At 35.0% G+C, this 20,053-nt stretch carries 23 protein-coding genes and 1 tRNA gene; 13 read left to right on the top strand and 11 right to left on the bottom strand.

The genetic code is table 11. The annotated features are described in order from the left end of the window. Nucleotides 1–207: 207 nt before the first annotated feature. The 6 genes from M0Q20_RS08715 to M0Q20_RS08690 form a co-directional block, all read right to left on the bottom strand. Nucleotides 208–1,176, bottom strand: coding sequence for a glycosyltransferase (locus M0Q20_RS08715; RefSeq protein WP_295060719.1), 969 nt, complete (start codon nucleotides 1,174–1,176; stop codon nucleotides 208–210). Nucleotides 1,177–1,719: 543 nt separating this feature from the next. Next, entirely contained in the window at nucleotides 1,720–1,965 is a 246-nt protein-coding gene (locus M0Q20_RS08710) for a hypothetical protein (RefSeq protein WP_295060714.1), read from the bottom strand. A gap of 33 nt (nucleotides 1,966–1,998) precedes the next feature. Then, on the bottom strand, nucleotides 1,999–2,253 hold the full coding sequence (locus tag M0Q20_RS08705; protein WP_295060713.1) for a Txe/YoeB family addiction module toxin: 255 nt from the start codon (nucleotides 2,251–2,253) through the stop codon (nucleotides 1,999–2,001). Beyond that, on the bottom strand, nucleotides 2,250–2,504 hold the full coding sequence (locus M0Q20_RS08700) for a type II toxin-antitoxin system Phd/YefM family antitoxin (RefSeq protein ID WP_295060709.1): 255 nt from the start codon (nucleotides 2,502–2,504) through the stop codon (nucleotides 2,250–2,252). The genes M0Q20_RS08705 and M0Q20_RS08700 overlap by 4 nt, the downstream gene beginning before the upstream one ends. A 104-nt stretch (nucleotides 2,505–2,608) precedes the next feature. Continuing rightward, nucleotides 2,609–2,947: a type II toxin-antitoxin system HicB family antitoxin gene (locus tag M0Q20_RS08695; protein WP_295060706.1), complete on the bottom strand. Its 339-nt coding sequence runs from the start codon at nucleotides 2,945–2,947 to the stop codon at nucleotides 2,609–2,611. After that, nucleotides 2,947–3,195: a type II toxin-antitoxin system HicA family toxin gene (locus tag M0Q20_RS08690; protein ID WP_295060703.1), complete on the bottom strand. Its 249-nt coding sequence runs from the start codon at nucleotides 3,193–3,195 to the stop codon at nucleotides 2,947–2,949. Before M0Q20_RS08690 ends, M0Q20_RS08695 begins: the two co-directional genes overlap by 1 nt. Nucleotides 3,196–3,301: 106 nt before the next feature. Between M0Q20_RS08690 and M0Q20_RS08685 the strand changes: the two genes are divergently transcribed. Further along, nucleotides 3,302–3,586 (top strand): addiction module antidote protein, encoded by a 285-nt coding sequence (locus M0Q20_RS08685; protein WP_294878562.1) that lies wholly within the window; start codon nucleotides 3,302–3,304, stop codon nucleotides 3,584–3,586. 48 nt (nucleotides 3,587–3,634) lie between these two features. On the opposite strand, the gene M0Q20_RS08680 is transcribed toward M0Q20_RS08685, so the two are convergent. Beyond that, entirely contained in the window at nucleotides 3,635–4,213 is a 579-nt protein-coding gene (locus M0Q20_RS08680) for a hypothetical protein (protein ID WP_295060701.1), read from the bottom strand. A gap of 166 nt (nucleotides 4,214–4,379) precedes the next feature. On the opposite strand from M0Q20_RS08680, the gene M0Q20_RS08675 reads away from it, so the two are divergent. The 8 genes from M0Q20_RS08675 to M0Q20_RS08640 all read left to right on the top strand — a co-directional run bounded on the left by M0Q20_RS08675 (nucleotide 4,380) and on the right by M0Q20_RS08640 (nucleotide 13,669). Next, complete coding sequence (locus tag M0Q20_RS08675; protein ID WP_295060698.1) at nucleotides 4,380–4,589, top strand: helix-turn-helix domain-containing protein; 210 nt, start codon at nucleotides 4,380–4,382, stop codon at nucleotides 4,587–4,589. A gap of 135 nt (nucleotides 4,590–4,724) precedes the next feature. Further along, nucleotides 4,725–5,483, top strand: coding sequence for a hypothetical protein (locus tag M0Q20_RS08670; protein ID WP_295060695.1), 759 nt, complete (start codon nucleotides 4,725–4,727; stop codon nucleotides 5,481–5,483). Between the two features lie 317 nt (nucleotides 5,484–5,800). Then, nucleotides 5,801–6,379 (top strand): hypothetical protein, encoded by a 579-nt coding sequence (locus tag M0Q20_RS08665; protein WP_295060692.1) that lies wholly within the window; start codon nucleotides 5,801–5,803, stop codon nucleotides 6,377–6,379. 12 nt (nucleotides 6,380–6,391) lie between these two features. Continuing rightward, entirely contained in the window at nucleotides 6,392–7,159 is a 768-nt protein-coding gene (locus tag M0Q20_RS08660; protein ID WP_295060690.1) for a hypothetical protein, read from the top strand. Nucleotide 7,160: 1 nt separating this feature from the next. Beyond that, nucleotides 7,161–7,517, top strand: a complete 357-nt coding sequence (locus M0Q20_RS08655; RefSeq protein WP_295060687.1) for a hypothetical protein — start codon at nucleotides 7,161–7,163, stop codon at nucleotides 7,515–7,517. Nucleotides 7,518–7,533: 16 nt separating this feature from the next. Beyond that, the gene (locus M0Q20_RS08650) at nucleotides 7,534–7,872 is read left to right on the top strand and encodes a hypothetical protein (RefSeq protein ID WP_295060685.1); all 339 of its coding nucleotides are present in this window, start codon (nucleotides 7,534–7,536) and stop codon (nucleotides 7,870–7,872) included. A gap of 117 nt (nucleotides 7,873–7,989) precedes the next feature. Next, nucleotides 7,990–12,054: a MobF family relaxase gene (gene mobF, locus M0Q20_RS08645; protein WP_295060682.1), complete on the top strand. Its 4,065-nt coding sequence runs from the start codon at nucleotides 7,990–7,992 to the stop codon at nucleotides 12,052–12,054. A gap of 319 nt (nucleotides 12,055–12,373) precedes the next feature. Continuing rightward, the gene (locus M0Q20_RS08640; RefSeq protein ID WP_366933657.1) at nucleotides 12,374–13,669 is read left to right on the top strand and encodes a type IV secretion system DNA-binding domain-containing protein; all 1,296 of its coding nucleotides are present in this window, start codon (nucleotides 12,374–12,376) and stop codon (nucleotides 13,667–13,669) included. Here the strand turns inward: M0Q20_RS08640 and M0Q20_RS08635 are convergent. Then, nucleotides 13,666–13,887, bottom strand: a complete 222-nt coding sequence (locus M0Q20_RS08635; RefSeq protein ID WP_295060679.1) for a helix-turn-helix transcriptional regulator — start codon at nucleotides 13,885–13,887, stop codon at nucleotides 13,666–13,668. The two genes, M0Q20_RS08640 and M0Q20_RS08635, sit on opposite strands and share 4 nt — an antisense overlap. Nucleotides 13,888–14,162: 275 nt before the next feature. Between M0Q20_RS08635 and M0Q20_RS08630 the strand changes: the two genes are divergently transcribed. The 4 genes from M0Q20_RS08630 to M0Q20_RS08615 are packed head-to-tail and all read left to right on the top strand — an operon-like array spanning nucleotide 14,163 to nucleotide 18,036. Further along, nucleotides 14,163–14,408: a hypothetical protein gene (locus M0Q20_RS08630; RefSeq protein ID WP_295060675.1), complete on the top strand. Its 246-nt coding sequence runs from the start codon at nucleotides 14,163–14,165 to the stop codon at nucleotides 14,406–14,408. A gap of 11 nt (nucleotides 14,409–14,419) precedes the next feature. Further along, entirely contained in the window at nucleotides 14,420–14,905 is a 486-nt protein-coding gene (locus M0Q20_RS08625; protein ID WP_295060672.1) for a hypothetical protein, read from the top strand. 4 nt (nucleotides 14,906–14,909) lie between these two features. After that, a complete protein-coding gene (locus M0Q20_RS08620) occupies nucleotides 14,910–15,563 on the top strand; it encodes a hypothetical protein (protein ID WP_295060669.1) in 654 nt (217 codons plus the stop codon). Next, complete coding sequence (locus M0Q20_RS08615) at nucleotides 15,550–18,036, top strand: hypothetical protein (RefSeq protein WP_295060666.1); 2,487 nt, start codon at nucleotides 15,550–15,552, stop codon at nucleotides 18,034–18,036. Before M0Q20_RS08620 ends, M0Q20_RS08615 begins: the two co-directional genes overlap by 14 nt. Before the next feature lie 81 nt (nucleotides 18,037–18,117). On the opposite strand, the gene M0Q20_RS08610 is transcribed toward M0Q20_RS08615, so the two are convergent. The 3 genes from M0Q20_RS08610 to M0Q20_RS08600 all read right to left on the bottom strand — a co-directional run bounded on the left by M0Q20_RS08610 (nucleotide 18,118) and on the right by M0Q20_RS08600 (nucleotide 20,020). Next, nucleotides 18,118–18,603 (bottom strand): hypothetical protein, encoded by a 486-nt coding sequence (locus M0Q20_RS08610; RefSeq protein ID WP_295060663.1) that lies wholly within the window; start codon nucleotides 18,601–18,603, stop codon nucleotides 18,118–18,120. 95 nt (nucleotides 18,604–18,698) lie between these two features. Further along, a complete protein-coding gene (locus M0Q20_RS08605) occupies nucleotides 18,699–19,793 on the bottom strand; it encodes a site-specific integrase (protein ID WP_295060660.1) in 1,095 nt (364 codons plus the stop codon). Nucleotides 19,794–19,944: 151 nt separating this feature from the next. After that, a tRNA-Val gene (locus tag M0Q20_RS08600) sits at nucleotides 19,945–20,020 on the bottom strand. Nucleotides 20,021–20,053: the final 33 nt, after the last annotated feature.

The following is a 20,053-nucleotide window of genomic DNA, read 5'->3' as shown; positions in this document are numbered from 1 at the left end:
AATTATTACACTTGATAGTAGAATTTATAGGGTAAAGTAATAAGTAAAGACAGAAATTAATTAAGTTAAAAAATTGTCTTGATTTTTTTGACCATTATAATATTGTCAATAAACTTATGTTCATACTTCACTTTCCCTATTTTTTATAAAAAGGTTTGAGTACTTGTTATTTTACCAAGTAGATGTAGAGTTCTGAACGGTTTATACTTATATTATAAACTTTCGTGCTTTTCTAACTAAGTATATAAAAGGATGTCTGATTTTTGCTTCTTTTTTTACAAATTTATAATAAAAGAAATTATACTCATTCTTAACTAGGTATAACTCAAATTTACTTAATGAAAGACTAAGTATATGAGAATAAATTTTCCTGCTTTTTTCTGTATTAATAGAGCCTAAAATTCTTGCAGCTGGAATAAGTGCTTGCATTCTTTGTTTTTTAAGTGCCTTAACAAGCGGTGTGCCCTGAGTTTCTTTATCTATAATCTCACTATAAGTAATTGCTGTTTGAGCAAATGCTTCAGCAGATTCAATATTCATTATAGTATCTGACACAGAATTTTTATTTACAGCAATTCTCATAACATATAATACATTTTCAATATGCATAACTCTTTTAGCATCTATCATTAATCTAGGATATGACTCAGTATCAGCAAATCTTAAATCTTCTCTAAACTTAAAATTGATTTTATTAATATAGGACAAGTTATAAAATTTACACCATGGTGCAGGGTGATAAGAACCTAGCAAATATTCTTTTCCTGTTATAACTTTGTTTATTGGTTGATTTAATTTAGATATTTCTTTTTCAGTAGAAAAATTAAAAGATAGTATTTCCAAGTCATGTTTTTCGGCAGTATCGTATAGAATTTCAAAGGCATTGTTGCTAACTAAAGAATCATCATGCTCTAAATAAGCTAAATATTTTCCACTTGCATAACTGATTCCAAGATTTGCTGCATTACCAATACCACCATTATTTTGATTTACAACGATCATATTGTTGCGCTTTAGAGCATAGTTTTCTAAAATATTTTTTGTATTGTCAGTGCTTCCATCATTTACACAAATTAATTCAAAATTTTGAAATGTTTGCTCATAGATTTTATCTAAAATATGTACAATAAAATTTTCAGCATTATATACAGGTATTACTATACTTATTTTAGCCATCATATTTCTCCAAATACCGCTTAATAGTCTTAACTATTCCACTATCAAAATTTTCATCAGCTTTTCAGCCTAGTTTGTTTTCTATTTTTATACCATTTATGGTATAGCATCTGTCGCGCTAAACACGGTCCTTTATAAAAGTTATTAAGCTTTTGTATGAAGGCAATTTTGAATTATTTTTTATTATATGAGCCTCATTTAATATATTGTATATTATATCTACTATTTGAAGATTTGTTCTCTTGTTTCTTTCGTCTATAGATATAAACATTAACCTTTTTGTCAGTGTTATAAACTAAGTATATTTCTTTAAGCAGTAGTTTAATACAGATATTTTTATTCTTGCCTTAGTTTAAAAACATACCGCAATCTTTTATCAGTAATTAGTAGTAATAAATGATGGTGCTCACAACTGGACTCGAACCAGTGACTTTTACCTTGTCGAGGTAAATATGCTATGTTTTTAAGTGCCTATTTTGTGGGTTGTTAAGGCTTTTAAAAAAGCCTTACCCCACTTTTTACCCCACTTAGAAGTATATTTATTTATCTTCCAACTTCATCCATAACTTGAGAATAAGGTACTGTTTTCATCTTTCCGCTTCTGTAGTCTTCTACCGCTGAAGATACTCTTACTCTTGCTTCGTCTTTTGAAATAGAGGGATAGCCGTCATCTTGCAAATCTTCAAGTATATCTACTTGCTTTTTGTTTTGGTTTAAAAAAGATAATAATTGATTATAGAAGCTATCATTTACATTTAAAACTAAGGAGTGCATATTAATCCTTTTCATATTTTTCGTTATTATAACATAAGAGATATTTTGTTAATAATGATACCTGCACTGTGCTATCAAAATAGCATTATCAGTAACCTTGTAAACTAGCCTATGCTCTATGGTTATTCGTCTTGACCAGTAACCCGACCAGTTATATTTTAGCGGTTCAGGTTCGCCAGTGCCCTTAAACGGTTCTCTTTTTATCTCTTTGATAAGCGTATTTATCTTTTTTAAAATCTTCTTATCGGTTTGCTGCCAATAGAGATAGTCTTCCCACGCTTCATCTGCAAAAGTCAGGTTCATTCTTCTATAAGCTCTCTAGTTTTACCTTGACCTGCTTCAAGCTGCTTTATCGCACTGTTTAATCTTGATGCGTTTGTCATACTTTGCATAAGGTATGCCGTCTCTTCTATCGATTTATAATCATCAAGAGAAATCATCACTACAGGCTCTTTATTTTGTCGTGTGATGATAATAGGAGAGTGATTATTTACAACAGTATCTATAGCAGTAGCTAGATGTTGTCTCATTTGAGAAAATGTCATAGTTTGCATTTTTGCTCCTTTTTTAAATATATGTACAAATTTTAGTACATATATGTTAAGAGGTTACTTAAGAAATTAAATTTTCTATTCTCATTAAAGATTGTTTAGCTCCTTTAAGCAGTAGGCATTTTTGTTTTTAACAGATTTTGGACAAAAGCATTTAAAGAAACACCAGCCTTTAATGCTTCTTGATGAATTTTTTGATGCAACTTAGGGTCTATTCTAACATTAAACACACCCTTGTATGTCTTTTGCGGTTTTCTGCCTAGCTCTTTGCAAGTTTGTAGATATTCATCAACTGCATTGTGAAAGTTTGTCTCTAGTTCGCTTGCACCATCTGCTTCAAAAGTTACTAAATCATCTATAAGCTCTATTTTTCCAAAGAAGAGCTTATCTTCACTCGAATACTCTATTGAGCCGATATAGCCTTTATATTCAATTGTATTAGCCATTATAGTATCTCCTTTAGTTTGAGTTGTATCTGCTTAACAAGATAGATTTTTAAAATATTGCTTGGATGTGGTTTGTGTAAGTTTATGAGACTATCTTTCTCTTTGTTATAAAACTTCACGGCAGAACCGCTACCCTCTACTTTTTCATAACCAAAACCCAAAAGCAAAGTTTGAAGTTCGTCAAATGTCAAATCTTTGTATGGTGGTATTTTTAAAAATCTCTCAAGTAATTTATCTTTTTTGCTCATAATAAAATGATACCATAAAATAGTTACAAAAATACATATGGCTAAAGATTATTGACATAAAAGTATCCTTTGGGATACAATGTTTCTATGTATAAGGAGCTTGACAATGAATAAACTAGAACTTACAAATTTTGATATAGCAGAGTATCTTGATGATAAAAAAGTAATAGCCGAGTATCTATCTCAAATCTTAGCAGATGGAGATATGGACGAACTCTTAGAAGCTATAGGACATATAGCAAAAGCAAAAGGGATGAGTCAAATAGCAAAAGATACAGGGCTTGGAAGAGAAAGCTTATACAAAACCTTTCATCAGGGTTCAAAGCCTAAATTTGACACTATTGCAAAAGTGCTCAACTCTCTAGGCGTAAAAGTGCAGGTATCGGCGTAGGCATAACCTACTCACTCCGGAGATATTTTAGACTTTTGTATCCTTAAATTATATCTCTTCTTTAAACTGCCAATTGATATTAAATTTATACTCCAAAATAAACTCCAGCTCTTGTTCGGTAAAGTCATTTGTTATTGAATAGATAATCCTTATTTTATGATTATTTAATGTAATTAAATTATCATCAACTTCTTTGTGTTTCTCGATAATTTTAGCAATGTGCTCATCAAATTTAACGTCAATAATATATGAAACAAGTAACTCAATCATGTTGAGTGAACTATCAATGTTTTGATGTTTAGCAACCACGCACTCGCCCAACAAATACCCCTCTTCATCTTCAAGAATATAATTTTGTGAAAATTGAGCAAGATAAAAATCTAAAATTTCTCGAAATGCTAAGTTTTGATATTTTTTAAACCACTTATAATAGATTCGATCAATGTAAGTGTCAAAATCTTCCAATTTATCAAATTTATTTATCTGCCCCGTTTGCAAAAACTCTTGCAAGTCTTGTTTAGTAAAATATTTTTCAAGCAGCGATATTATGGGGCGACCCTCTTTTTTCCACTTATAATAAGTATTGGGCGACTTGAAAAAAAGAAGTTGAGAAATTAAAGTGCGCATGCGTACCCTTTTTTTATTCTAATTTTACCATAATAAGTAAAAATATACAAATTTAATACAAAAGATTACTTTTTAAGTAATACATAAGGTTACCTATAGGATAATTGTAATACTTAAAAAGATATGTATTTTACTCAATAAGTAAAATAGCAATAAGGATAAAAATATGAAAGAGTATTACACAAAAGAGTATTACACAACGGAAGAAGTAGCAAAAGGAATAGATGGGTTATTACCAATATCTAAAACAACACTCAGAAATTTAAGGCTAAAAAGGCGTATTCGTTTTAGTAAGGTCGGGAATGTTTGTGTTTATAAAAAAGAATGGATCCAAGATTATATAGATAAAAACGAAGTACAACCAATAGCAGGATAGTTACCTTAGTTCTCGCCCCTACTAAAGATTGAAAACAAAAGGCTTATATAAAAACACACTTTTAAAGGTTAAAAGCGGTCTACAATCTTACCGCAATACTCCTTATAAAGTGCCTAAACAAACAAAGGTACAAAAATGTCACAACCAAAAAATTTACCGTTTCCCGTGGGCTTTACAAACACGCGAACTTTTAAAAAAATAAGAGTTGATTTTCCTGCGGCTGCAGGATTAGGTGCTGCAATACTGTTGATTGATTATGCAGTAGCTCAACCAAATCATGAGTTTTATTTAGAGGATTTGGACTTTTTGAGTCGAGATTTTGATGTAAGTCGCAAAATTTTAGAGGACATTGTATTGAGTTACGATTTGTTTAAAATTTATGAAAAAGATGATAAAAAAGTGGTATCACCTTTTATTATTAAACAACTAGAGCCGTATTACAAAGCCGTTGAGGCTGGTAAATTAGGCGGCGAAATTACCTCCACAAAACGCAAAATTAAACAAAAACAACAATTGTTAGAGTTGCATAACAAGTTGAGTGAGGTTAACTCAATTCAAGGGTGCTTGGAGTACCCTACAAGTACCCTAGTACCAAATAATAAACTAATAAATAAAATAAAAGAAGAAAATAAAGAAACTCTCTCAAGAGAGAGCAGAAATGAGAGAGATATTTTTAAAAATTTACAGAGCTTTAAGAGCCATTTTATCAATAAAAACACAAACGTACCCTTTTACACTCAGGGTATAGGGTACGAGCCTGCAACCCCCTTTAAAATTAACGAGAGCAAGCTTGTTGTGAATATGGTTAACTCCAAAATACTATCAAAAGAGGAAGCTCTTGAGGTTTGGGAGTACCTCTTTAATTTTTATCAAAATCAAAAAATAGGAGCTTAACCGCTCCTCAAATCTTCAATAAAGCCCTATTTTTAGGGTTTTATAGAGGGTTAAACCTCAAGTTATTTAAATTATCAGCCCAAACTCAGTCCGGGGTCAAAAGTCAAACACCACTTACATAGGAGAGAGTATGTAATGTTTTAAACTTGATTTTGTACTTTTAAAAAAAGTATAAAACAAAATTTAAATTAAAGGTTAAAAATGAGATATATAAAATCAAAAATGGCATGGATATATGACAATTATCCACTTTCAACAACAATGTTTATTTTTGGAGGTGGAATAATCACTCTGGATTTGGTATTTAGAGGTGTAAAATGAAAGAGATAGATTGGGACTCTCCAGACCCCGACAATGAAGAGGGTGTGATAGATTTTGAGGATATGAGCCCAGAAAAAGAGCCTCAAAGAGAGGTGGTATCGGTTAAAAAACCGACTCCACCACCTTCTCCACCAAAAAAAGAGGCGGGGATGAGTGAAAAGCAAGAGAAAATCATCACAAATGCCACAAAATCAGCTCAAAAACTCTCAAAAGAGCTTGAAACTCTTGATTATCAAATCGAGAAATTCAGCAAATTTGAGCAAAAAGTATCAAGCTTTAAAATCAAAAACACGATTGCAATTGGCGCGGTTGCCCTATTTTTGGGGGGATATATCGGGAGTTTGGCTCAAAGTGAGCTTAACAACTACTATATTAATCAAGAACTTAAAGGCAGGCAAAGCACCGCTGCGGCGGAGTTGGAGCTGATACAAAAAGCAAAAAAGCGCGGTGTGATTTTTGCGATTGATGAGGACAGAATAGTGGTTTGGACCACCACCCAGAACAAGGCGGTCTCGGTGGCTCAAAACGACCAACATAAAATTTTTGAGATTGATCTTAAAAAAGTAAAAAAATAAGGAGTTAAAAACATGAACATACTAGTATATAACTTTAAAGGGGGTGCTTCAAAAAGCACCACGAGCAGTATTGTTGCATCTTATTTATCCGATGCCGTTTTAATCGAAATTGACTATATCAATAAAAGCGACTCAAAACTCGATACAGAGGGCTTTTACAAGGGTGTTCAAATAAACTTTTTGGACGAGACAAGTGAGTCATTTTTTGAATTTGAGTCTTTACTCATAAGTCCAGGTATAAAAGTGGTTGATGTGGGTGCGGTAATGTTAGATAAATTTCACTCATCCATGAAAAAGAGTAATTTATACTCTACATTAGATTTAATTATAATCCCTGCAATGGACGGAGCCGACGACTTTAACGTCGCCGTAAAATTTCTGGAAAATATAAAAGGTGAGGTTAATCCTCAAAAAATAATTTTCGGATTTAACAGATATAACAACTTTGAGTATAGCGACCCAAAAGAGCAGTTTGATACATTTTTTAATAATGCTCCGTTGCTCAAAAAAGAGTATGAAGTTGATTTAAAAAATGAGGATAATTGGTTCGTCATAAAAGATTCAAAAGCTATAAAAAAAGCACGAAGTATGGGTGTGACTCTTAAATCTCTAATAGATCAAGATGTCGAGTTGATAACAACTCAACAGAGAGCCGAGCCAAGCGATGCCAAAAGGTTAGAGCTTACTAAAAAAAGAGGTTTAATTCTCAATTCTCAAAACCTATATCGTGAATTTATTGAGCCTATGATGTCTAAAATTGTTAAAAAATTGGAGGGGTAAGATGATGGGCGAGGTTAAAATAATTAGTGAGGAGCAATATGATCTTCTCCTGAATGATATCTCAAAACTTATCGGGCAAATTCAAGAAATTCAAAAAGATTTTGACGGTAAAAAAATGAGGGAAGATGTGGTAAATGAGTTTAAGTTAGCTTTAAGAAAAAATTCTCTTTTTAAAAGTCTCGAAAAAGAAAGTTTGGAGCTAGAGCAAAATTTAGATGCTTTAAAAAATGTTCGTAAAGAGTTTTGGGAGTGTAAAAACAAAAGTGAAATACGATTGATTACCGCTTCTTTGTCTAGTATGTTTATTGGAGGTGTTATCAGTATTTTAATGACGTGGTTTATGGGTAAATTTGGATAGTTAAGGAGGTGTTATCATGACACTTGAAGAGTTCAAAAAAAAGAATAAGCCGAAGAGAGGCTCAAAATTAAATGATTTTAAGGATGAAATAAAAGATCTGGTTGAGAGTAAATATTCACAATCGGCTATTTGTCAATTTTTAAAGTCCAAGAATGTAATTACTAAACAATCTAATTTGTCTCAATTTATCAAGAGACATTTTAAAGAGCCGGCGGAGAGTATAGAAGAGCCAGAGCCAATAAGACAAGTCCAAACCCCTCAAAAACCTACAACATCAACATCAAGTTTATTTAAAAAAAGTGAAGTCAAAAGTTACGAAATTGTAGAGCCTGACTACTCTAAGTTTCATCATTAATATTACTATATATTACGCATTATCATAGGTTATTAATACTCATTAATAGTTATTACTGAATTATTAATCTGTTATTAATTAATTATTATCTCGGTAAGAGAGGCACCGAACCCACCTATGAGGTGGAGCGTTGCTTTTAAAAAGAAAAATACTAAAAAGGAGGATATTTTGCTGGCAAGACCCAAAATTGTATCCGCAAGCAATGCGCGAAATTATTTCGAGAATGATACATATTTCATCAATAATGAATTTGAGCAAGGCTCATTTTATGGCGGCTTAAAAAATGATTTAGGCTTAAGCGATTTTAATTTAAAAGACTTTGATGCCATTTTAAATGGACGGCATCCGTCAAGCGGAGAGCAGCTAATTAAACTCTCAAAAAAAGATCTAGAGGAAAATGGAGATCGCAAACGAGCGGCTTGCGATTTAACTTTTGCAGCGGATAAATCAGTATCTATTTTATATGAAGTCTCAAGTGATGAAGTAAAAGCTCAAATCAGAGAAGCTTTTTCAGAGTCTATATCAGAGGCGTTAGATTTTGCAGAAGCTAATTATTCAAACTCAAAGAGCCGAGACAACATGCAAGGTGTAGAGGCAGAATCTAAGATGCTCTTTACCCGTTTTGATCACAGTGAATCGCGAAACAACGATATGCACCTGCATCAACACTGCTTAGCTATCAATATGATTCAAGACAAAGACGGAAATTGGAAAAGTGTTGAATTCAATCAAATCATGATGAACCATCAACTCATCGGACAAATTCAGCGTAATTCATTCGCTCAAAAACTCCAAAAATTAGGCTATGAGGTTGAAATAACCAATGCTAAAGTAGGTAGTTTCTCTCTTAAAAGTGTAGATAAAGAGCTTAGAGACCAATTCTCAACGAGAAGTGAAGATATAAAAAATGAGATGGAAGCGAGCGGGCAGACATCTTATAAAGCTACTCATACCGCCCAGAGACAGACGGCGAAATGGAAAGATAAAAATAAAGACCGTGCAGGAATTCAAGAGGTAAATATAGAGAGATTAAAAGAGGCAGGCGCAGATATAGAGCTTATTAAATCTCAAAATCCAGACCTTGAAATCCGAAAAATGTCTGCAAAAGAGGCAGTTGAAATAGCTATCGAGGACATTACAGATAAAAAATCTGTTTTTACTCGTGAGGATATTTTAAAACACTCATTAAAAGTGAGTCTAACTACTGATGTATCTTTATCAGATATTCAAAATGAGTTCGAGAACTATTCAGAACTTGTAACCATAGATAAGTCTCAAAATCACTATACAACTATAGAAGTGCTTCAAAAAGAGGAGTATATCTTTTCAAAAAAAGAGCTCAAAAACTTTTCAATCACGGGAGATAAAGAGCAAATCGCAGAGGCGACAAAGGCTTTTGAAACCGAAAAAGGTTTTGAACTAAAAGACGGACAAAATAACTTAGCTCATACAATCTTAACAAGTGATTCACAATTTATAGTAGCTCAAGGCGTTGCCGGAGCAGGTAAAAGTACATCTCTTGAAATTGTAAAAAATGTAGCGGAGCAAAACAATATTAAAGTAGTTGCTCTAGCACCTACAGGCACAGCTACCGACAATCTCGCTAAAGAAGCAGGCATAAAAGAGAGTTTTACGGTAGCGAAATTTATACAATCTAACGGAGCAGACATAAAAGATGCTCTTGTTATTGTTGACGAAGCAGGTATGTTAGGTTTAAGAGATACGCATGAGCTAATGAAAATCGCGGAAGCCAACAATTTAAAAATTGTTTTTTCAGGTGACCAAAATCAAAAAAAATCTATCGAGCAAGGCGATATTTTTTCAGGACTTCAAAGACAAGGGTTTGAGACGGTGCGGCTCAACGAGGGTAATCGACAAAAGAATGATTTAATGTCAACGGCGGTAAAAAATATTTTAGACAAAGACATATCCGCTGCTCTTGAGATTTTGAAAGACACCACTAAAGAGATTACAAATAATGAAGAGAGGCTCAAAGCTGCTCAAGAGGAGTATTTAAAAGATAGAGATAACTCTTTGCTTATTACCACTACAAATAGTGACAGACGAGCCTTAAACAGCTCCATTCGTTCTTTTTTAGTTGAGAGTGGAGAGATAACAGGCTCTCAAACATTCGATACAAGAGAAGTTCCGTCCATGTCAGCACTTGAAAAGAGAAGTGCAATCTATTATCAAGTTGGGGAAAAAGTATATCTTTCAAAAAATATAGGCTCTATTTCAGCGGGCAGAGAAGCAAAAATTATTAATGTTGATATTAATAAAAACACTCTTGAGATAGAACATACATTCAGAGATAAAACATTTGTCGAGACGGTGGACTTATCTAAACAGGGCAATAGCCTAAATTTATTTAAAGATACTAAAACGGATTTAGGTATCGGCGACCAGATTATCATGAAAAAGAATGATACTAAATTGGGCTTGAAAAACGGTCAGATTGGAAAGATAACAGCGATAAAGGAGGATGAGATAACGGTTAAGTTTGATAAAAGCGAAAAAACTTTTAGTGTTAAAAACTATAAGTATATCGCCCATGCTTATGCTATTACAGATTTTGCCTCTCAAGGTAAAACCACCGACAAAGTGATCGCAGTCGCTAACTCTCAAGCTGCATCATTTAATGATTTTTACACACAGATTACCAGGGCTAAACACGAGGCTCATATCATCACGGATGATTTGGAGGAACTTAAAAAACGAGCGGCACAAGATAGCCAAAAACTAAATGCGAGCGAAATGTTAAAAGCTGCGCAATTAAAACCAGAGGAGATGATACCGATGAGAAGGAAAATAAAAAAATTAGAGTCACAAGAATTTAATGAACTTGCATCAAAAACCAAACAAGAGTTAAAGCTTACTGATCCGGTCAAGGTCCTGGATTCTTTAAATATCGACTATAAAGTCAAAAATGGAAGATATGAGTTTAAAGTAAGAGACGAAAAAACTTCATCAGCAAATATTTATATTGATGCTAAAGGAGAGTACAAATATAAAGATTTCGGGGGCAACAACGGCACGATTGAAAATCTTGTTATGGATATGACAAACTCAACTTACAAAGAAGCTCTTGAGTATGCAATAGCTAACTCAGGTGTTCGTAACTATGTTCAAGAAAGATTAGACGAGCTTAATAATGTAAAAAGAGAGTTCAAGCCTGCTCCAAACTTAGAGGCTAAAAAACAAGAAAATATCTCTAAAGTTGAGGCTCAAATCAACTCTAAAGTTACAGAGATAAAAGAGATAGGCAACTACAAGCCTGCACTTGATTATCTTGCAAGTCGTGGTATCCATAAAATACCTAAAGAGTTCAAGATGATTACTGGCCAGTACACCAATAAAAATGAAGAGGTTAAGAAGGCATTTGGTATCGGTATCGAGTCTATCGGAGGCGGAGCTGATATCCATTTCCTAAAACAGATAGGTTCTCTTAAGACGATGAATTTTGGGGTAAAAAACATATCTCATTTTAAAACTCCAGAGTCTAAAAGAGTTGCTATATTTGAGTCAAAGATGGATTATGCATCGGCTTATCAAAACCGAGATTTTAAAGCCACAGACGTCATTATCGCTAATTCAACCGCTAACCATCTAAAAGTTGCAGAGGCTTTAAACGTCGGTAGATATGAATCTATAGAATTTTATCAACAGTCAGATAAAGCGGGGATAGAGTTTGTGAAAAATGTAGTTCAAAATGCAAAGATAGAAAAGTTTGAGTATATCAAATATAAAAAATCAGAAGCAGGGCAAGATATAAATGATTTACATAAAAACGGTGTCAACATCGAAGATCGTAAAATTCAAAACAGACAGTTAGATCAAGAAGTTCAAAAAGAAAAAGAGAGTTTTGTCGAAAAAGTTTTAGATAAGCTTGAGCACGCAAGCGATTTAATCGAAACCGCCGCTGAAGCAAAAGCTATAAACAAAGATAGTTTTGTTGACACGCTATCTCAAATTTCTCAAACAGACGCCAAAGAGACCCTTACATTCATGAACAATACTTATTTTGAGCATATTGCAGACGGGATTAAGTTTGTTAAGGGCGTTGCAACCGCTGCAAAAGATGTAATCAAAGAAGGCAATGTTACTCTTAGCGGAGTTACAAGGGCGATCATCCAAACCATGAAAGAACAAAAGCTTGAAAAAAGCTATGAACAGGAGCTTTAAAATGGACTTTGTATTTACATGGGGATTTATCATCCCCGCATCGATTTTATTATTTATGTATGGTAGTTTTGGGAGGGTGCAAGCAGGCTTCAAAAAATATAAATATCCTAATTCCTCAAGCTTAAACCCAATCCGGGTAAGCGACGGACTCACATGGAGTTCGTTCAATAAAATCAGACATAGGTTTCGGAAGAAAACAAAAAATGATTTTTACATAGGACAGTTTAGATTTTCCCCAAAAACGCTTAAAGAATGCAGACCACCATATCTATATCGCAAGCTTGTTGAGTCTACTCAAGTTTGGTTTAATAGAACAGATATGAAACAAACGACCATGGTATGGGGCGGCATGGGATCAGGAAAATCCGTATTTTTTATCAATCTACTTTCTCAAATTCATTGTTATGAAAACGCCCTAGTGCATGATGGCGGTAAGCTTGAGATGGTATCTAAATTTTATAATCCCCTACGAGATGTCATATTGAACCCGTATGATGATAGAAGTACAATTCACGACCTGCTTTCAGAAGATACAGCGATTCAAAAACAGTTTTTTAAATTGCTTCTATCGGCTGCGAGTGGCGAGGGCAAAGTAAACTTTTTTACCACGGGAGCCATGGAGCATTTACAACACATAGCTCTTTTGGTTCAAAGACAAAATTTTTCAACAGCAAAAGAGAAGTGGGCATATTTTATTCATAAAATAGATGAGCTTATTTTAGAGACTCAAAATGACTCCCAAAGAAGCGAGGGTGACGTAGTCGCAACTCTTAAGCAGGTGCTTAGTCCATTTTATTTAATGAACTTTCGTATTCAAGACGGGGCGGAGACTTTTGTTGTAGAGGATTTTTTGAAACGCTCACATGGGGCTAAACTTTATGTCTCTTACCCGCCGATGCTAACGGAGAACTTAGCATCACTCTCAAGTGCATTTATAGCACTCTATACTCTCATACATCTATCTCAACCCGATACAAAACGGAAGTTCTACTTCTATCTTATTGACGAGTTCAGTTCTTACATGCGGATGTTAAATAATGAAGATGTTTTAAAAGACCAGCTTGAGAAATTAAGAAGTAAGGGCGGTATGTATTGTGGCGGATTACAAGGGGAAGAGGAGAAAGAAGCTATCGGAGAAATTATTGACAAGACCATCAAAAACAAATTTTATTTTAGAACGGACGGTCGAAAAACAAAACAAGCTCTAATTGAGGGCGCCGGTAAATTTACATACGAAATTCAGAACTTGCAGAAAGAGGGAAGAGGTTTAAATATTCATAAGATTAACACTTACTCCGAACAATCAACTACGCGCGATGTAATCATTGAGAGTGATTTTAATGGACTGGGCGAGAAGCATGAATATATTGCGATAATAGATAATGATAATCTATATAGAGGCTATACGCCACTACCGCCTGAGGAGCTAGATTTTGAAGAACTTAAAAGTAAAAATCCTGATGCAAACGAAGAAGATCTTCAAAGAGCCAAAGGCTATGTCGAGTATAAAAAACGTAGAGAGTTTGAGGACATGTTAGCGACTCGATACGAAGAAGTACAAAATGCGAAGTTTCAAAAGAATAGGGAAAGTGCGGCAGCTAAAAAAGTTGTTTAACCGTTAAGTTTTTCATTGAGCTCTCTAATGAGTTCTTTGAAGTTATCTAACTCTTGTGTTTTTTCATACAAGTCCAAAAACTTTGGAACCCATGGAGGAACAGGGTTTGAGCGTCCATATTTAGAGATAGTTGAATATGGTATATCGGTTATCTCTGCAAAATCGGTTAGGTTTAGATTCAAAGTATTTAATCTATCTTTGAACTCTTCAAGTGTCATGTTTTACTCCTTATATCTTATTAAGATGATAATAATAGCATATATTTACCTAAAAGGCAAATAAAAGTCTATAAACTTATCATATTAGGAGAAAAAAGCTTGACTTTAATATCTTAATAGGATATAATTATTGTATATAGTTAGTATATTAGGCAAACTAAAGGAGACAATATGTTCAATTTTGGAAGTGTAGAAGATTTTGTTTTATCGGCAATAGCGATTATTCTTATTGCAACTACGGGGATGAAGAAAAATAAAAAATAAGGAGTTACAAAATGAGTATGACAAAATACAAGCATATACGGGAGGAGCTGCGAGCTCTACAACATAACACAAACGTTGTTACCAAAAAGCTCAAACAAGGCAGTTTATCAACCGCCGGAAAAATCGCAGCACAAGAGTTGATCGAAACTATGAATAAAGTTCATAGCTATATTCAAAAAAGTAAAGACGAGGAGCGAGTGAATTTTATCATCTCTAAACTTCCTCTTCTTTACTTCCAAATCCCTAAAATAAATTAAAAGGACATATCATGAGAACTACTACAAGATCTAAATCAAAAGTTACTATTTTCCTTGAAAACGTAATTTTTACCTATCGTAAAATAGACAGTTTTACACATATTAGCGGACTGTATATTGCGATCGCAATCGTCCCGATCGCTGCTTTTTTATTAGCGGCTCAACTCAATTTTGCAAATCACCGCTATGAGGTTGATCTAACTGTTTTACCGCTTGAAAAACAAGAGAGGTTTTGGGAGTTAAGTCGAGAAGAGCTCAAAATGTACGCGCACGAGGAGGATTTGGCTAAAAATCTTCGTCTTGGAAGCACTCCAGCGGCTCGCAACTCTATCTATTATGACATAGGGTTAAGCTCTGCAAAAAGGTTAAAACTCAAAAAAGAGATGTTTGCAATTCTTGGCGAGGCCCCATATAGCAGCTGGGGATATAAGCTCTTTAACACATTTGGACTCGTTGATAATAAAAACAGAAAAATCGCAGCAATTCAAAAAGGATAAAATCATGGAGAAATTAAATCTTACACTCACCCAAAAGGTAGCCATAAAATGGCTAAAAAACGTTGATAGCTCTTTGTTTATTTTTAAATTTTTAAAAGATTTGGAGTTCGGTTTTCGCGCTCTTTTTTACGCTGGGATAATTGCTTTTACAGTTTTTGCCCTTATTTTCGCATCCTCTTTTATCAATTTTGCGGATGCACCGCTAGCCCCTTTCTGGGAGGCGGTAGGCGATATTATCTTTTACGGCACTATCGCCGGAATGACGCTCATTTTAACACTTGAGTCAATCCTGAAACTTGATGTCGCGCAAATTTTAAAAGATTTAAAAGAGAATGAGAGGCTTAAAAAAGAGCAAAAACTTCAAAAATGGCGTCTAAGAAATATGCCTATTTATGCGAGAATATTTATATATATCTCATTATATACATTTTTTCTTTTCATAATTCAGATATCAGCGCAAGGCGCATTTATCGACCTTTTTTCAACCGTTCCAAACACTCCGGAGACCCAAAAACAAATCTCACTATTCGTTAAAGAGTATGACACTTTTGTCAAATGGTTTACTTTTATTTACGTTATTTCGGGGTTAACTCTTGACTATTTTGTTTCAAAAAAAAGAGCAGCTCAAAAAATGGAGGTGCAACATGAAAACGCTTAAATTATTTATTGCAGCATTTTTTCTTTTATCGACCTCACTTTTAGCCAACTACCAAAGCATTTATATTCCCGATCAGGTAATGAAGGATTTCTCGGAACAAAAGTATGATAAATATAGAACAGAGACTATTCCGACCTTGTCTCTTGCAGAACTCAAGAGCAAGGGGATTTACGGCGAAAATGCAACTTTAACAAAGGATATAAGTTCTTCAGAGCCTAGCTTTAATGATATTCTCAATGCGGGTATATGTAAAGTAGATAATATTGCAAAGTTTTCGAGTACGATTTATGAGCTTGATCTGCCTAACGGTATTATAACTTGTATGTTCGCAGCCAAAGGCGATCTTTATAACCCGATGGGATTATATAAAGTAAGCGTGCCTAAAATTAAAACCTTTTATCAAATAGACACTAAGGCCGCCACTCAAGAGCAGGCGGCGGCTATTGCTACAGCAGAGGCTCAATTTTTACCCCTCTTGCAAAAAAAGCAAGAGATTATAAATGACATGCAAGAGCAGGCGAATGCGTCTTATTTGACGATTCCTGAGTTGCTTATGGCGGCGGTTTTAACTGATGATGAGATCATTGATATTGAGGCCACAAAAGCGACCGGCAAATTTCAGCTCAAAGAGGGGTTCACCTCTAAGTTTACCGAGAGCGACGAAGTAGTCGATAATAGCGAGTATCTACTTGCGGATGCGGCTACGATATTTGAGGTTTATGGTGGTCTTGGGACCGTATCTATGTCATTTTTAATGATAATGGTAGTCGGTTTTGGGGCGTATGGCGGTATCCGTTTGATTGGTTCTAAAGCTGCAAATAAAATAGACGGCAACAAAGGAGAGGGGAGCACCCCGTGGGTCGTCGGGCTAGCAGCGGGAGTTCTTTTATTTTTTCCGGTTGATCAAACCGAAATCCAAAACGCCCAGGGACAAGTCGGGGAGTATGAACTTCTCAAAACCCGCTATCAGGGGTTTGAGAAGTTTGGCTACTACACTTTTGGCAACTGGGGGAAAGAGAGCGCGAAAGTCATCATTGATGCGGAAATCGACGCTCTTATCCGCAAAAGCGGTCTTGGGACCAAGGAGCAGATAGTGAACACTTGGGCTCAAAAGGTTCAAAGCGACAGACCGCATGACTTTTATACGTTAAATTATAACTACTGTAAAGACACTGTGTACCACGAGAGTGCCCTCTTGCATAGCGACAGGAAGAGCGTCTATTCTGAAACGGACGGTAGATTGTTCCCGTCGACCGAGCATTGGGCGTATGCTTCCATGATTGGCAGGTCTATGACTGATGGCTTTTATGAGATGGGAGAGAGTGGGCTTATAAAAGACGGTATAACAACTGAGGGATATTACCCGAAATTTGCCTTTAGCGCGTGTGGGAAGTCTGAGTATTTGAGTGATTACCACAAAGATAGAAAGGAGGCATTTTCAAAAAGTTTTGCTGTACTTGTCAATAATGATCCGACAACAAACGCTAAAATCACGGCGCTTGGTGATATATTTGAGTTTCAGTATAAACTTTACCGAGATTGGGGATATTTAGCTATCTTGGGGCTGCCGGTGACGAAGATGCAGACAGAATATATAGGCGGTTTGACTCAAAAAAATAGTGAAGTTTTAGAAAAACTCAATAAAAAAATAAAACAAGATAACAAAGAAATTCACTCTATTTTATCATCGCTGCCTTACCTCATGGTGCCAGGAATGGGTAAAGTATTTGATATGATTCAGGCAAACTCTGTAGTAGTGGGTGCCGCTAGCGGCGCGGCGATAGGCTCACAGGCAGCTGATGGCTGGGGGAGTTGGTTTTATGGACTTGTCGGAGCAATAGACGGCGCAGCAATTGGTTCCACTGGGCCCGGCGGGGCATTAATAGCTACGGGCTATGCTTATATGGCTGCTAAAATCTTACTGAGTTTGGCGCCGATTGTCGCTATTGTTGCAATTGGATTGCTTAGATTTATCATTATTATTTTGAAGATTTTTAGCTTTCACTTCTTAAGTCTGTTTATCATGCCTATAATGTTTCTACAACGAAACTTAGAAGCGTTTGCGAAATTCACCGCTAAAATTTTGGCAACAATGCTTGAGCTGCCGATATTTGTTTTAGCTATCTGGCTTGCCGTTACCGCAAACTCCCTGATACATACGATTGGGACAGTTTTCAGCAAGAATATTGTCGGTGGAATGATAGACAACAGTATGTCTCAAAATCAAATCGGCGCTAATATTGATATAGCAGGCTACAATATGAATAGTTTATTTGATAAGCTAATTCTATATATGTTCGACGGTTTTATGGAGATAGTTATTGCGGCATTCAGTATCGTAATAGTGTACAAGTTGATTATTTCGCTTCACACGGAGCTCTTTCAAATGATTGATCTTAGTAGTACATCCGCAATTGATAACGCGGCAGAGAGCATTCGTCACGAGTCTGTGTCTTGGGGTAGTAGGATCTAATCCTACACTCCATCATTTTTTTTCTTTCTCTCATGGGCGGCTTTCGCCTTCTCTTCTCTAGTCTTACACGAAACACAGCGACTAAACTGCCATCAATTCACTCTTCTTAACATTATACTCATCTTGCGTAATAGCGCCCTTCTGTAAAAGCCCAAACCAATAATCAAGATCTTTTTTCTCGCCATCAGCTCTTGCAATCCCATTAGCCACAAACGCCTTGTGCTCCTTTGCAACTCTCTCATTGATCTCCATCTGCTCAAGCTCTTCTCTTACGTTCTTATAAATACTCAACCCATGCTTGCGACGAAATTTTCTTATGCTTCTTTCCCAAAAAACGAACGGGAGGGTAGAGCCTCCCCAAATGAGGGTGTTAGCTAAAATTATTATAAAAGAGTCTTCCTCGCCGACGGGTACATTTTCGCTTGTGATATAAACCAACATTATGACAATAAAAACCAAAAGTGTGTAGAACGCCATATACCCAAACATCCTAGCCATGAGCCCACCAGTCTGTATCCCCGCCGCAAAGAGCGACATTGCCCCTGCGTTTTTCATGTCTTTCGCCATTTTCTTTTCCTTTTTATTAATTGGCATATATTATCAAAAATAGTTTAAAAAAGAAAAAAGTAGTGGCTCCCGCTGCTTTTGACTCTCCCAAACCCTCACTTATTAACAATCCCCAAATACACATCTACGGCTTCTTTAGCCATTAATTCCTTTTGATTTGAATATCTTTGCGTTGTTGTAATTTTAGAGTGCCCTAGTGCTCTTGAAATGCTCTCAAGTGGTACATTATTGTTTACAAGCGTAAAACCTAGCAGATGTCTAAAATCATGTATTGTCATTTCTTCTATTCCTACATCTTTTCTTATGCGGTTCCATACTCGAACTGGAAATGTAAAATATGGTCTATCTGTTTTTGGATTTATAAAGATAAAACCGCTCTCTTTCTTCTCCAGGTATTCAAAATGAGAGATAAGCTCATCATCAAGAGAAAAAGTAAGATTTTTTCTTACTTTAGATTGAGAGTCTCGAATATTATAAGTTTTATTTTCAAAGTTTAAATCAGACCATTGCATACTTAAAACTTCGCCCGCTCTTCTCCCTCTAAGTAAAAACATAAACATAACTCTATATTTATTATTTGCAATATTCATAATTGCTTCAAAAAGAGCTTTTACTTTATTGTCAGGTAAGTTAAAATATTTATTTGGGTCGTAGTCCGGGAACTTCAAACCTTTAATTACATTCTTAGTGATAATGCTTTTTTCTATTGCATCATTAAAAATGGGGGAGAAACAAGTTTTTACAGTTTCTATAAAACTTGGTTTAGATCCATTCTTAACCATAGTATTAATTACCTTTTGAAAATCCTCTTTTGTAATCTGCTTGAGCTTTTTTGACTTCAAATGTTGCGGTATATGGTTGCGGTAAAATGATTTATAGACAGTTATTTTTTTAGCGGATAACAAATTGCCGCTCTCTTTAAAATCCATATACTCATTAAAATATGAGTCAAGTGTCGGATTATCCTCTGCTCTTATTGAATCGCCGGCTTTTATCTTTTGTATGAGTTCATTTCTCTTTTGAAATGCTATAGAGGGGTTTGTTCTTATTGCATCATTAGAGTACCCGACTATCTGTTCCGTGTTAATAAGACCTCTTATATTGATTCTAGCAATGTAGGTTTTAACCTTTGTTTTAGGCTCTTCTTTGTAGTAAATACCTGCAAATTTTGTTTTTATCAAATCAGACATTTTTATTTCTACCTTGTTTAAAATCTTACCGCAACATTTACCGCAACATTTTATCAGTATTTAGTAGTAAATGGATATATTGAAATTGTAACAAGTAGAACATAAGGGGAGCTGAAAGTGCCTAAAATAAGTAATTGGTAGTAATAAATGATGGTGCTCACAACTGGACTCGAACCAGTGACTTTTACCTTGTCGAGGTAACACTCTACCAACTGAGTTATGCGAGCAAGAGCGTAATTTTAGCGAAAAATCCTTAAAAT

Source organism: Sulfurimonas sp., assembly GCF_023229025.1.
GTDB lineage: Bacteria > Campylobacterota > Campylobacteria > Campylobacterales > Sulfurimonadaceae > Sulfurimonas.
This window is presented reverse-complemented; position numbering and strand designations above follow the sequence as displayed.